9 protein-coding genes are annotated in these 14,204 nt (G+C 71.6%); 6 read left to right on the top strand and 3 right to left on the bottom strand.

From position 1 onward, the window contains the following. The first annotated feature begins 247 nt into the window (after window positions 1-247). The gene (locus tag C4V41_RS31885; RefSeq protein ID WP_103959672.1) at window positions 248-1,285 is read left to right on the top strand and encodes a PP2C family protein-serine/threonine phosphatase; all 1,038 of its coding nucleotides are present in this window, start codon (window positions 248-250) and stop codon (window positions 1,283-1,285) included. Between the two features lie 119 nt (window positions 1,286-1,404). Here the strand turns inward: C4V41_RS31885 and C4V41_RS31880 are convergent, their stop codons facing one another. Next, complete coding sequence (locus tag C4V41_RS31880; RefSeq protein ID WP_103959671.1) at window positions 1,405-2,427, bottom strand: LacI family DNA-binding transcriptional regulator; 1,023 nt, start codon at window positions 2,425-2,427, stop codon at window positions 1,405-1,407. Window positions 2,428-2,541: 114 nt separating this feature from the next. Here C4V41_RS31880 and C4V41_RS31875 point away from each other — a divergent pair, with 114 nt between their 5' ends. The 3 genes from C4V41_RS31875 to C4V41_RS31860 all read left to right on the top strand — a co-directional run bounded on the left by C4V41_RS31875 (window position 2,542) and on the right by C4V41_RS31860 (window position 9,946). Then, window positions 2,542-4,473, top strand: a complete 1,932-nt coding sequence (locus C4V41_RS31875; protein ID WP_103959670.1) for a glycoside hydrolase family 127 protein — start codon at window positions 2,542-2,544, stop codon at window positions 4,471-4,473. A 59-nt stretch (window positions 4,474-4,532) separates the two neighbouring features. Continuing rightward, complete coding sequence (locus C4V41_RS31870; RefSeq protein ID WP_235030491.1) at window positions 4,533-6,236, top strand: carbohydrate-binding protein; 1,704 nt, start codon at window positions 4,533-4,535, stop codon at window positions 6,234-6,236. A gap of 119 nt (window positions 6,237-6,355) precedes the next feature. Further along, entirely contained in the window at window positions 6,356-9,946 is a 3,591-nt protein-coding gene (locus C4V41_RS31860) for a LamG-like jellyroll fold domain-containing protein (RefSeq protein WP_103959668.1), read from the top strand. A gap of 75 nt (window positions 9,947-10,021) precedes the next feature. Here C4V41_RS31860 and C4V41_RS31855 read toward each other — a convergent pair whose 3' ends face one another. Then, window positions 10,022-10,453: a proteasome activator gene (locus C4V41_RS31855; protein WP_103959667.1), complete on the bottom strand. Its 432-nt coding sequence runs from the start codon at window positions 10,451-10,453 to the stop codon at window positions 10,022-10,024. Between the two features lie 142 nt (window positions 10,454-10,595). Between C4V41_RS31855 and C4V41_RS31850 the strand changes: the two genes are divergently transcribed. Then, on the top strand, window positions 10,596-11,897 hold the full coding sequence (locus C4V41_RS31850; protein WP_103959666.1) for a TetR/AcrR family transcriptional regulator: 1,302 nt from the start codon (window positions 10,596-10,598) through the stop codon (window positions 11,895-11,897). 5 nt (window positions 11,898-11,902) lie between these two features. Here C4V41_RS31850 and C4V41_RS31845 read toward each other — a convergent pair whose 3' ends face one another. Then, on the bottom strand, window positions 11,903-12,529 hold the full coding sequence (locus tag C4V41_RS31845; protein ID WP_103959665.1) for a transcriptional regulator: 627 nt from the start codon (window positions 12,527-12,529) through the stop codon (window positions 11,903-11,905). Window positions 12,530-12,546: 17 nt separating this feature from the next. On the opposite strand from C4V41_RS31845, the gene C4V41_RS31840 reads away from it, so the two are divergent. Next, on the top strand, window positions 12,547-14,115 hold the full coding sequence (locus C4V41_RS31840; RefSeq protein WP_103959664.1) for a pyruvate, phosphate dikinase: 1,569 nt from the start codon (window positions 12,547-12,549) through the stop codon (window positions 14,113-14,115). Window positions 14,116-14,204: the final 89 nt, after the last annotated feature.

Below are 14,204 nucleotides of genomic sequence, written 5' to 3'. Positions count from 1 at the left end.
GGAATGAATCAGCCCGGATATTCTCACGTTCCGCACGGGACCGCACACGTCGAATTCAGCCCCACAGCCATTGAACTGGGAAAACACCGCGATATAAGATATTCATAAACCCCCCTGTAACAATCGCGAGAATTCTTGCGGTCACGCTACGTGGCTCTCCGGTCGCAATTCCCCCGGAGTGCCGCGCTTGAGAAGAACGCGCGCCCTGCGCGATGCTGGTACGTCACTACGGGAATCGGGGAGTGGGATGAGGTCTTTGCAGGTCCTGCGCTGGCTGCCCTTCGTCGTCATGTTCGGCGTGGCCCTGCTGGATCTGCTCGGCGGCCGGAACCTGGTGTTCCTGCCGCTCCTCACGCTGGGCCCGGCCTTCGCGTCGGTGTCGGGCGGCGTACGGCGTACCGCCCTGGTGGGGGCGGTGGCGCTGGCCATCCTCGTACCCATGGCGATCTACAACGGGCTGCTGTTCACCTGGGAGAACAACCTGACGGTCGTCAGCATCCTCGGGGTGACCGGGGCGAGCATGCTCGCCAGCCGACTGCGCCTGCAGCGCGAACGCGAGCTGGCCAGTGTGCGGCAGGTCGCCGAGGCGGCCCAGCGCGTGCTCCTGCGGCCGGTGCCGCGCCGGGCCGGTGATCTGCGGGTGGCGCTCTCCTACACCTCGGCCGCGGCCGAGGCCCAAATCGGCGGCGACCTGTACGAGGTCGTCACCACCCCGCACGGCGTCCGGCTGCTGATCGGCGACGTCCAGGGCAAGGGCCTGGCGGCGGTCGAGACGGCGGCGTGGGTGCTGGGCGCCTTCCGCGAGGCCGCGTACGACGAGGCCGACCTCGCCGACATCGGCGACCGCCTGGAGGCCAGCCTGGCCAGGCATCTGGGCCGCGAGCAGTTCGTCACCGCGATCGTGGCCGAACTGGGCGACGACGAGATGACGCTGGTGAACTTCGGCCATCCGGCGCCGCTGCTCATCCAGCCCGACGGCGAGCTGCGTACCGTCGAGCCGCCCGAGCAGGGGCTGCCTCTCGGGCTGGCCGCGTTCGACCCGTCGGCCGCCAAGGCGCACCGGACCCCGTTCGGGCGCGGCGACCGCATCCTGTTCTTCACCGACGGCGTCATCGAGGCCCGCAGCCCGGAGGGCGACTTCTATCCGCTCACCGAACGGGCCGGGTTCCTGACCCGCGACGACCCCCAGGCGGCGCTCGACGCGCTGCGCGCGGACCTGGTCGAGCACACGGGCGGCCCCCTGCTCGACGACGCCGCGATGCTCCTCCTCCACCGCCCCCACTGAGCCCGAGGTGCGCGCCGACCGTCCCGCGACGCGGCGCGTCCGGAAAGCCTGCTGGGGCGCGCTGCTGCGTCTCCCGGATCCGACCGCGGCGCTCCCGTCTCCCGCGAGAGGCCGTGCCGTCAGGGAGGCGTGAGAGGGAGGGTGGTGGACTCGCGGACCACCAGGTGGCAGGGGCGTAGGTGGCGGCCTGGTTCGGGGGCGCCGTTGATGGCGGACAGGAGCAGGTGGGCGGCGGTTCGGCCGAGGCCCTCGAGGTTCATGTCGATGCTGGTGAGCGGCGGCTGGCAGGCGTCCGTCATGACGTCCCAGTTGTCGAAGCCGACCAGGGCGACGTCGTCGGGGACGCGGCGGCCGACGGCGCGCAGGGCGTCGGCGACACCGCGCGCGATCTGGTCGCTGCCGCAGAAGACGGCGTCGAACGGGGTGCCGCCGGCCAGCAGGATGCCGACGGCCTGGCGGCCCCAGACCTCGCTCCAGGCGCCGAACAGGGGCGGTGCGGTGAGCGGGTGGCCGGCCTGGGCGAGGTGGTCGGTGGTTGCGGTGGCGCGGACCTGAGCGGAGTGGTGGTGTTCGGGTCCGGTGATGTGCGCGATCCGGGTACGTCCGATGGCCAGCAGGTGGTCGGCGGCCTTGCGGGCGCCGGCGGCCTCGTCGGGCATGACCGAGCAGTCGTCGGGGTCGGTGGAGCTGGTGAAGGCGTAGACGACGGGAACGGGCAGCCCGGGCGCGATGGGGGTGCGGGGCTGGGTGCGTCGGCCGGTGACGATGATGCCGTCGACGCGGCGGCTGAGCAGGGTCTTGACGTGGTACTGCTCACGGATCGGGTCATCGCGGCCATCGCACAGGAAGACCGACATCTGCCCGGCCCCGAGCGCCTCTTCCGCGCCCATGAGGACGGGGATGCTGAACCGGCCGATGGTGTCCGTGGTGATCATGCCGACGGTGTACGTGCGACCGGTGTGCAGGTTGCGGGCACCGGCGTTGATCTCGAAGTTGAGCTGCCTGGCGGCGTCCTTGACCCGGGTGCGGGTCTCCTCGCGCAGCGATCCGCGGTCGTTGAGGGCTTTGGAGGCCGTGCCCACCGACACCCCGGCCAGCGTCGCGACGTCGGCGATCGTGACGTGACGCTCCAATTTCCCCATACTTTCCTCCGCTTTCCGAACCCCTTGCCTGCTCTACTGTACAGCCGTTGACTAGGCCGTCAGAGCGGCGCTAGGTTGAGGCAAACGATTTCCTAACTTTCCTGAAGAGAGCCGATGACTTCTCTGAAACCCGCAGTCAACCCGTCGGCCACCCCTCCCTCGTTCGCCGGACCGGCCGCTCCCGCCCCCGGCGCGATCGCCGCCCTGCACCCCTTGCGGCTGGACCAGGTGCGCCTCGACGACGGCGGGCTGCTCGGCCGGTGGCGGCGGCGCAACGCCGAGGAGACGCTGCCGCACTGCCTGGAGCGGCTGGAGAGCAGCGGCAACCTGGGCAATCTGCGGGCCGCCGCCGACGGGACCGGGCGCGAGTTCGCCGGGATGTGGTTCGCCGACTCCGATGTGTACAAGACCTTGGAGGCCGTGCTCTGGGAACTGGCCGCCACCGACGACTCAAGCCTGCGCGGGTTCGCCGAGGACACGATCGGGCTGCTGGCGCGGGCTCAGCAGGCCGACGGCTACCTCAACTCCTACTTCACGCTCGCGGAGCCGGACCAGCGCTGGGTGAAGCCGGTCTGGAGCCACGAGCTCTACTGCGCCGGGCACCTCATCCAGGCCGCCGTCGCCGCGGGCCGTACCGGCGCCGGTGACAAGCTGGTCGAGGTCGCCCGCCGCTTCGCCGACCTGCTGGTCGAGCGGTTCTCCGAGGTGGAGGAGGTGTGCGGGCACCCGGAGATCGAGACCGCGCTGGCCGAGCTCTACCGCCTCACCGGCCACCGCCCCTACCTCGATCTGGCCCGGCGGTTCCTCGATCTGCGCGGGCACGGCCTGCTGCCGCACGGCCGCTTCGGGCCCCGCTACCACCAGGACCACGTGCCGCCGCGCGAGGCGCGGGAGGTGGCCGGGCACTCCGTGCGCCAGCTCTACCTGCTGGCCGGCATGGTGGACGTCGCGGTGGAGACCGGCGACCGCGCGCTGCTCGACGCGGCCGGGCGGCTGTGGGACGACGCCTTCCGTACCAGGACGTATGTCACCGGAGCGCACGGGTCGCGGCACCGCGACGAGGCGTACGGGGACCCGTACGAGCTGCCGCCCGACCGCGCGTACGCCGAGACGTGCGCCTCGATCGCGAGCTTCCACGTGAGCTGGCGGCTGCTGCTGGCCACCGGCCAGGCCCGCTACGCCGACGAGCTGGAACGCGTTCTCTACAACGCCGTCGCCCCGGCCGTCTCACAGGACGGCAGGCACTTCTTCTACTCCAACCCGTTGCAGTTGCGCACCGGCCACGCCAACGCGGGCGAGGAGGCGGCCGGTCACCGCCTGCCCTGGTACTCGTGCGCCTGCTGCCCGCCCAACATCGCCCGCCTGATGGCCTCGCTGCCCGGCTATCTGGCCACCGGCGACGCCGACGGCCTGCAGATCCACCTGTACGCCACCGCGACCCTCGAAGCCGGCCCGGCCAGGGTCGAGATGCGCACCGCGTACCCGTGGCAGGGCCGGGTCGAGCTGGCGGTGACCTCGGACAGCAGCGAACCGTGGACGTTGGCGCTGCGCGTCCCGTCCTGGTGCGCGGCGTACAGCGTGCTGGTGGACGGCGAGCCCGCGCGAGCCGCGGTGGACGACGGCTACCTGCGCCTGACCAGGGTGTGGGGCTCCTCGACGAGCGTCGTTCTCGATCTGACCATGCCCGTCAGGCAGATCCGCCCGCACCCCCGCGTGGACGCGGTCCGCGGCTGCGTCACGCTGGCGCGCGGCCCGCTCGCGTACTGCCTGGAACAGCACGACCTGCCCGAAGGCACGGTCCTGGAGGACGTACGGCTGCACAGGGACGGCCCGTTCCAGGCCGCCGAGGGCGACGCCGCCCCGATCGTGATCACCGCGTCCGGCTCGGTGCTGGACACGGGCACCACACCGCTCTACGACGACCGGCGCGAACGCGGCGGGCCACGGACGAGCCCGCTGGAGCTCACGGCGGTGCCGTACTTCCTGTGGGGCAACCGGAGCGAGGGCCCGATGCGGGTCTGGATTCCGGTGGCCGACGCGGGATGACCCGGCGGGCCGTCCCGCACGACGGCCCGCCACCCACCTACACAGAGCGAGGTAAGTACGTGATCACCCCCCAGATCAAACGTGCCATCGCCACCGGTCTGGCCGCCGTCCTCCTCACCGGAGGGCTCGCGGCACCGGCCGAGGCGGCGGGCGCGACCCTGACCGTCAACGTCGCGCAGCCGTTCCGGCCGGTCACCCACGCCGCCTCGGGCGGTCTGTACGGCCTGGCGGAGAACAACCGGCCCGCCGACTCCACCCTGCTGCCGATCAAGGTCAACTCACTGACGCAACCCGCGCCGGGCGTCGGCCAGCGGCCCAACGGCCAGCCGCCGGGCGGCGACGCGCTGCTGGTGGCGCCGCAGGCCACGCGGGTCGGGGCCGGCCAGTTCATCCGGATGCCGGACATCTACCCTGATTTCCCGTACCGGTGGGTGAGCTGGGACGACTGGCTGGCCAAGGTCACCACCATGGTCAACGCCCGCCTGTCGGCGACCACGGTCACGAACGTGCTCGGCTGGGAGCTCTGGAACGAACCCGACTACACCTGGAACACCGCCGCCGCGGGCAACTTCAACGACGGCTGGGTCCGTACGTTCCGCGCCGTCCGCGCCCTCGACTCGCTGACCCCGATCGTCGGCCCGAGCACCGCCGTCTACAACCGCTCGTGGATGCAGGCGTTCCTGACCCGCGCCCGGGACACCGGCACGCTGCCCGACATCATCTGCTGGCACGAGCTGACGGACGCCGGCCGGATCGCCTCCGACCTCGCCGACTACCGCAACCTGGAGGCGTCGCTGGGCATCAGCCCGCGCCGGATCTCCATCAACGAGTACGCCGCCCCCGCCGAGGTGGACGTGCCCGGCCGGATCGCCAGTTACGTGGGCAAACTCGAACGCGGCAACGTGGAGTCGGCCCACCGCGCCTTCTGGTACGAGTACGGCACCATGAACGGCCTGGTCACCGGCAACAGCCAGCCGACGGGCACGTGGTGGCTGTACAAGTGGTACGGCGACATGGCCGGCAGCATGGTCGCGACCTCGCCCACCTCGCAGAGCGGCCTGGACGGCTTCGCCTCCTACGACGGCACCCGCAGGATCGTGAACGTGGTGTTCGGCAACGAGGCGGGCACCAACACCGTCAACCTGACCGGTCTCGGCGCGCTCGGCTCCAGCGTGCGGGTGACGCTGCTGTCCACGCCGTCCAGCGGCCGCTTCACCGCCGTGAACGCGCCGACCACGGTCTCCACCACCACGAGGACGGTCACCGACGGGCGGCTCAGCGTCTCGGTGCCCGGCATGGTGGCCACCAGCGCCTACCAGCTCGTCGTCGAACCGGTCAGCGGGGTGCCCGCCTACCAGCAGCGGTACGAGGCCGAGAACGCGTCGGTGTTCCGGGCGCAGCGGCTGAGCGCCACGAGCGCCTCCGGTGGCGGGTACGTCGGGCGCATCGACAACGCGGGCACGCCGCGTACCGACAGCTATGTCGACTTCGTGGTCAACGTGCCGACGGCGCGCGCGTACACGATGACCATCGGCTACGCCAACGGCACGGGCGCGACCGCGACGCAGGGCCTGGCGTACAACGGCGGCGCCTGGGCCACGGTCAGCTACCCGCCGACCGCCGGCTGGGGCCAGTTCGGGGCCACGGTCAGCACGAGCGTCACCCTGCGCGCGGGATACAACGTGATCCGCCTGGCCAAGGGCTCACCGCACTTCGCGGGCGGCACCGGATACGCCGAGCTGGACTACCTCCAGCTCACCTGATTTCGAGAGGAAGCAACGGCCACCGCCGTCATCGCCTCCATCCCGGCCACCGTCCTGCTCGTCATCGCCCAGCGCTACGTCGCCGCCGGCATCACCGCCGGGGCCGTAAAGGACTAGGAATGATCACCCGAGCCATCCTCCCCGCCGTTCTCACTCTCGCCTTATGCACGGTCCCGGCCGCCGCCGCGCCGGCGGTGCCCGCCCCCGTGCTCGTCTACGAGTTCGACGCCGACGACGTCACCACCGGCACCATCACCGACTCCTCCGGCAACGGCCTGGACGGGACGCTGGTCAACGGCTCCACCGCGGCCCTGGTCGACGGGGCGGGCGGCGGTCACGCCCTGAGCCTGCCCGGCGGTGCCCCCACCTCCGACGGCGCCTACGTACGCCTGCCGGCGGCCCTGCTCCAGGGCAGGACCGACCTGACCGTGTCGGCGCGCGTGCGCTGGGACGGCACGACCGCCCCCTGGCAGTGGATCTACGCGCTCGGCAAGGACACGAACCGCTACCTGTTCAGCACGCCGTACAACGGTGACGGGCGGCTGCGCACGGCGGTCACGACGTCGGGCGGCGGGGGTGAGGCGCAGGTCACGGGCTACGCGCGGCTGCCCGCCGACGCGTGGAAGACGCTGACGGTCACCCTCGGCGGCGGGCGTCTCACCACCTACCTCGACGGGGCCGCCGTCGCCTCGGCGGCGACCAGCGTGACCGCCGGGCAGCTCATCGACGCCGCCACGACCTCCGCCGGGTTCATCGGCCGTTCGTTCTACCAGGATCCGCTGTTCGACGGCGCCATCGACGACTTCCGCGTGTACGCCGCCGCGCTGTCCGCCGAGGAGGTCGCGGCGAGCGTGGGCACGGAGCCGCCCACCCCGACGGGCCTGGCGCAGAGCTCCTTCGACGTCCGTACGATCGTCGGCACCGCGCCGCCCCTGCCGGCCACGGTCCGCGCCACCTTCTCCGACGATTACGACCGCGACCTGCCCGTCACCTGGCCGCCCGTGGATCCCGGGGACTACGCCGAACTGGGGACGTTCACGGTGACCGGCACCGCCGGCGGCCGGCCCGTCACCGCCCGGGTGACGGTGATCCGCGAGGGGCAGCTGACGATCGACCTCGGCAAGGACACCGGCGCCTTCCACGGCGGCGCGTCGGGGACGCTCTACGGCCTGTACGGGCCGGGGGTGCCGACGAACAACCTGATCGAGGGCATGCGGCTGCGCACGGTGTCGACCAAGGCGCAGGACGGCCCGCAGCACCCGGGCGCCGACGCGCTCGAAGTGGTCAAGCCGCTGGCCGACAGCACCGGCGGCGACGTGTACATCTACATGACCGACATCCACCGCGGCTTCCCGTACCAGTGGCCGGGGAGCACGCCGCAGGAGAAGCTGGACCTGTTCAAGCAGAAGATCGCCAAGCAGGTGGATCAGGTCCTGCAGCTTGACCCGAAATATCAGGACAACATCGTCTTCGTGCCGTTCAACGAGCCCGAGGGCAACATGTTCGGCACCGGCGAGTGGAGCTACAACCGCATTAGCTGGCTCAGCGACCCGCGCGACTACTTCAAGGCGTGGGACGACATCCACGCGATCATCAAGGGCAGGATGCCCGCCGCGCGCATCGCGGGCCCCAACACCAGCGTGCTGTACGCCCAGGTCAAGGGCTATCTCGAACACGTCGTCGCGGCGGGCACCGTACCCGAGGTGATGACCTGGCACGAGCTCAGCCACCCCGAGCAGGTGCGCGCGAGCGTCAAGCGGTATCGCGAGATGGAGGCCGAGGTCTTCGCCGGCACCGCGTACGCCGGTAAGAAGCTGCCGATCAACGTCAACGAGTACGCCTTCAACTATCACACCTCGGTGCCCGGCCAGATGATCCAGTGGATCTCGGCCATCGAGGAGTCGAAGGTGGACGCCGACATCGCGTACTGGAACATCGACGGCAACCTGTCCGACTCCGCCGTGCAGGCCAACCGGGGCAACGGCCAGTGGTGGCTGTTCAACGCCTACGGCTCCATGAGCGGCCACACCGTCCAGGTGTCGCCGCCGTACCCGGGCCAGAACTACACGCTGCAGGGCGTCGCGACGCTCGACGACAGGAAGCGGCAGGCGCGCGCGATCATCGGCGGGGCCGGCAGCGCGGGGCACATCCGGTTCGAGAACGTCCCCGCCGGCGTCCTGAGCTCCACCGTGCACGCGTGGGTGCGGGAGATCCCATGGACGGGCCAGATCGGCGACTCGGCGCAGCCGGAGGTCGTCGCCGAGTACGACGTCCGGGTCAAGAACGGCACCGTGGTCTTCGACTTCGGCAGCGGCGGGCTGCCCAGGCTGAAGGAGTCGTCGGCGTACGAGATCGTCCTCACCCCGGCCGGGTCCGGCACCGCGACCTCGCCGTCCCCCAAGCTGTGGGAGCAGTCGTACGAGGCCGAGGACGCGAAGTACACCGGCACCGGCTACAGCCGCAACGGCCCCGAGGGCTCACCGGCGGACGTGTCGAAGTTCTACACCTCCGGCCGCTACAACGTGGGCGGGCTGCGTACCGGTTCGGACGGGGTGCTCGACTTCACCGTCGAGGTGCCGAAGACCGGCCGCTACGACCTCGGCGTCTTCGCCAACTCCCTCAACACCTTCGACCGGGTACGCGAGCAGGGGCCGACCAACGTCTTCCTGCGCGTGGACGGCGGCGCGGAGCAGGAGTTGTTCCTGCCGCTGGGCTACAAGTGGGTGGTGTGGGACCACGCGGACACGACCGTCCAGCTCACGGCGGGCAGGCACGTCATCTCGCTGGCGGCGCGGAGCCTCGACGGCGCCAGGGTGACGAAGGGCGACGCGATCGTGGACCGCGTACGGCTCTCGCTGCCGAACCCGGCGGCGGCCACCTCGATCTACGAGGCGGAACTGGCCGATCTGAAGGGGGCGCGGACGTCGTACGAGAAGGGCGTTTCGGGCTCCGGCGTCGTCACGGCCGGGCGCGGCCAGTCGGCCACCTTCTGGGTGTACTCCGCCAAGGACGCCGCCGCCCGGCTCGACCTCAGGCTGCTCGGCTCCGGCAGGGCGTCCATGGCCGTCAACGGCAGGGAGGTGCGCACCGACGAGGACGCCGTGGTGGTGTCGCTGTCGGGCGGGGTCAACAAGGTCACGGTCACCGGGACGTCCGGCACCGCGCTCATCGACCGCCTGGAGGTACGGCCCGCGGCGCTGCCGGTCAGCGCGTACGAGGCCGAGTCGGCGCGGCTCGAAGGCACGGCCAAGGCGTCCCCGTTCACCCTGGCCGGCGGCGGGTCCGCGGTGACCGGGGTCGGCGGCGCGCCGGGAAACGCGAACACGCTCACGTTCACGGTCAAGGCCGACGAGCCGGGCCTGTACGCGATGCGCGTCCGCTACTCCAACCCGGAGCAGTCCCCCGCCACGCACTACAACCCGGACCCGCTGGCCCGGCACGCCGACCTTTCGGTGAACGGCGGTGCCGGGGAGCGGGTGTTCTTCCCGCACAGCTTCCACGAGAACAACTTCTGGGAGCTGACCGTGCCGGTGACGTTGAAGAAGGGCGGCAACACGGTGCGGTTCTCCTCCGAGGAGCTGCCGAACTTCGACGGCGAGACCTACGCGTCGGAGACGTTCCCCGGCGTGCTGCTCCGGTCGCAGTTCGCCCCGGTGATCGACAAGATCACGCTCGCACCGTTCAGCGCCCGAGTCACCGGCCGAGGCTGATCGACGGCGCTCCTCCGGGGGCCTCCCGGCCTCCGGACCTCCGGTTTCCGGGCCTCCGGCCTTCGGAGGAGCGCCTCAAAGGTACTGGCCGGTGTCCCCGCCGGCCGCGCCGCGAGGCGTCGCCGATCCCGGCAGCTCCAGGCTCTGACCGGCGGCCTGCTGGAGGGTCAGCCCGGTCCTGATGCCCTGGAACACGCCGTCCAGCCAGCCGACGAGCTGGCCGTGCACGATCCGGATCTCGGTCTGGGTGAGCGGGCCGTTGGGGGTGGGCAGCAGGCGTTCGAGCTCGTCGCGGAGTTCGGGCGCCACGGAGTCGGCGATCTCCTCGACCGCGCGTGCGTGGATGCGTCCGAGCTGTTCGCGCGCGTGTTCGTCGAGGGGCAGCCCGCGCGCCTCCTCCAGCAGCGAGCGGGTCATGGCGCTCACCCGCAGCAGTTTCGCCGGTTCCCTGACGCGCTCGATCTCGTTCTCCGCGGTCGGCCGTTGCGGATCAGGCGTGTGTGTCATCACAGCGTTCCCCCGTTTCGCTCACCCCGAGCCCTGCCCACAGATCCGCCTGTCACGCGGGCCGCCCGTGCGGCTACAAGATGCCCTCAAAATCCAGATGATAAGGTCATCCGGGCGATCGAGCACGGCGAAAGGGGCCGCCATGGCCAGGCTGACCAGGGCACAACAGCAGGAACGCACGCGAGCGGCCGTGCTGGCGGCGGCCCGCGCGGAGTTCGCCGAACGCGGCTACACGGACGCCAAAATCGACCGCATCGCAGAGCGGGCGGAGCTGACCCGGGGAGCGGTGTACTCGAACTTCCCGAGCAAGCGCGCTCTGTACCTGGCGGTTCTGCTCGACACCCCCGCCGGCGCCAGCGGCAGCACCCACGCCGGCGCCCATGTAGGCACCACCGACGGTGCCCTCAGCACCACCGGCGACACCTACGGCGGCGGCATCGGGGGCAGCCACGGCGGCGGCATCGACGTGCTGTCGCCGGCCGGGCTGGGTGAGGCGCTCGGTGCGTTCGCCCGGGTGTGGCTGGAACGGCTGCCCCTCGTCGGTGACACGCCGGCCGGTGGGAAGCTGCAGGCGCGTTCGCTCGCCGGGGTGTTCGACGACGAGCCGGGCCGCAGCACGCTGGCCCAGATCGGCCGGCTTGAGGCGCTGCTGCTCGCGCTCGCCCTGGAGCCCCGCCTCCCCCACCATCCACGCCGGGTTCGGACGGCCGAACTGGTCCTTACCCTCCTGCACGGAGCCGGTCACCTGGCCGAGACGGCTCCCGGGTTCGGTGACCCCTTCGATGTGGCGAGCGCCTGCGCGCATCTGGCGGGCCTCGATCTCGCCGACACCTGGGACCCGCCGTACCTGGCCTTCGTACCGGCCGCCCCCCGCCTCCAGGAGGACTGGACGCCGCCAGCGGGACTGCCGGATCTGATCAGCGGCCGCCCGGCCGTGTTCGATGCCGACGGTGTGATCGCGGTGCTCGGGACGAGCCGGCTGGAGGCGGCCGAGGAGGCCGTGCGCGCCGCCGGCCCAGGTGAGCAGGTCACGCTGGTCGTGGTGACGGACGATCCCGCCGAGATCGGACGTCTCGTACGGCTGCGTGCGGGCGACCTGATGGGATGCCTGCGGCGGGTGTTCGGGCCGGACGTCTGGCCGAGCCTGAGCCTCGTCCTCGACGACGGCACCATCGCCGCAGCCACCGGGGTCGGCGGGAACGGTGACGCCACCGAAGCCGCCGTACGCGTCCAGGCGGGCACGATCACCGCCCGCGCAACCGGCCGAGGCGCCGCCCACGCCGTGGCCACAGCCGCCCGACCTGCTGTTGCCGGTCAGCCCACCACCGACCAGCCCGCAAACACCGGCCAGTTCACCGCCGATCGGCCCGCCACCGATCGGCCCGCCACAACCGACCAACCCACCGGTCGGCCCGCTGCTGATCGGCGCGGTGGTGGGCGATGAGCTGGTCAGAAGCGTGGGATGCCCAGGGTGACCAGGAGGTCTTCGTGGAGTTGGAACCAGATGGTGTGATACGACGCGAGGTTGTCCGACACGTACTCCAGCTCACCCGCCCTCGCCCGCTTGAGCGCGTTCGCGAATCGGAGGCGGTACCGCTGGAAGCGCCGCAGTGCCCTGGACAGTTCGGCGCAGACGACCTCCGCGCGCCCGTCGAAGTCCATCAAGAGCCCCAGCACTCGGGCGTCGTAGTCGGGGTCGGTGTGCTCGTTGACCGTCATGACGCCATCGACGGTACGGGTCTGCCAGGCCGTGCACAGATCGAGCAGTTCGGGGTTGAGCACGAGGAAGGTCTCGAAGGCTTGGGCGACCACGGCCCGGCGGCCGGACGCGTCCAGTTCGCCGGTGATGCGCTCGGCGTCGGCGGCCCGGCCGGCGTCGGTCAGGCCCCAGCCGCCGAAGTCTCCCGCGTTGTGGGTGACCAGCCCGGCCACGGCCAGGTCGATCAGTTCGGACTCGGCGTCGGGCTCGGACAGGCCCGTCGCCTCGGCCACCCGGGCGACACCGGCGAAGCCGATGCACCGCAGGGTGTGCAGGACGAGCAGGTCCACGCTGGTCGCATGGGGCGAATCGGGCACGTGAAGATCATACAGTCATGACCTGGATCCATCCGATCTCCGCGCACACCCGGCAGCCGGTGGACGTGCTGGGCGGCAAAGGACACGGCCTCATGGTGCTGCGCCGGCTGGGACTGCCCGTGCCGCCGGGGTTCGTCATCGGCACCGCCGCCTGCCGGGCCTTTCTCCGTGACGGGCGGTTCCCCGACGGCCTCCATGCCGAACTGGCGGCGGCCGTCACCGAACTGGAGGCCGCCACCGGGCGACGCCTCGGCGGGCCTGAACGGCCGCTGACGGTGTCGGTCCGCTCGGGCGGCGCCGTGTCGATGCCCGGCATGATGGACACCATCCTGAACCTGGGCCTCACCCCCGAGGCTGCGGAGGGTCTGGCGGCCGAGAGCGGCGACCCCCGGTTCGCGCTCGACGCCCGGCAGCGTTTCCTGTCCGGCTTCACCTCGGTCGTCCACGGCCGCCCCCCACGATCCGGACAGGGCGCCCCGGGTAATCCGGCGCGGCTCGCCCCCAACGACCTGACGCGGCTCCCCCCGGACGACCTGACTCGGCTCGCCCCGGACGACCTGACGCGGCTTGTGCCGGAGGATCCGATGCGGCAGCTTGAAGCCGCCGTTGGGGCCGTTTTCGCGTCGTGGGAGGCGCCGCGCGCTCGTACCTATCGTGTGCTGAACGGCATCCCGCACGACCACGGCACCGCCGTCACCGTGCAGGCCATGGTGTACGGCAATCGCGACGCCCGCAGCGGCAGCGGCGTCGCGTTCAGCCGAGACCCCAACACCGGCGAGAACATCCCGTTCGGAGACGTGCTGTTCGGCCACCAGGGCGACGACGTCGTCTCCGGCAGAGCGACGACCAGGCCGCTGTCCGACCTGGCCGGGCACGAGCCGGCCGCATGGGCCGGTCTCCTCGCGGCACTCGGGCGGATCGAGGCGCACCACCGCGCCCCCTGCTACGTCGAGTTCACCTTCGAGGCCGGCGAGCTGTGGCTGCTGCAGGCCCGCCCCGCCACGCTGACCGGCCGCGCCGCCGTCCGCGTCGCGGTCGACCTGGTGGACGAGAACGTCATCGACCGCCGCGAGGCACTACGCCGGGTCGACCCGCGGCGGCTCAAGCCTTCGCGCACGCCCCGGATCGACACGACCGCCCCCATCGACCTGCTCATCCGGGGCCTGGGCGCCTGTCCGGGGGTCGCGACCGGGCGGCTGGCGGTCACCGCCGACGCCGCGGCCCGCATGGCGGCCGGTGGCCCGGTCATCCTGGCCCGGCCCGAGACGAGCCCGCTCGACCTGCACGGCCTGGCCGCCGCCGCGGGTGTCGTCACGGCCCGGGGCGGGCCCGCCAGTCACGCCGCCGTCGTCGCCCGCGCCATGGGCAAGCCGGCCGTCGTCGGCGCCTCCGGCCTCACGGTCGACGCCGTGGCCGGTCATGTCCGCGCCGGAGGGCGTACCCTGCCGGAAGGCGCGATCGTCACGATCGACGGAACGAGCGGCGAGGTCGTCGCCGGCGACGTCCCCACGCTCACGGACGCCCCCGACCCGCACCTGAGCCGCCTGCTCGGCTGGGCCGAGGACCGAGGACTCGGGGATCGATGACCCTCAGGCGCCGGCGGCGCGCGGGTCGAGCAGGATGAGGACGGTCAGGAACATGATCCAGGCGACGACCACGGCCAGCAGGACCCTGT

Origin of the sequence: Nonomuraea solani (genome assembly GCF_900108335.1) — a bacterium.
GTDB lineage: Bacteria > Actinomycetota > Actinomycetes > Streptosporangiales > Streptosporangiaceae > Nonomuraea > Nonomuraea solani.
The sequence above is the reverse complement of the archived record's forward strand: the minus strand, read 5'-3'. Positions and strand labels throughout refer to the sequence as shown.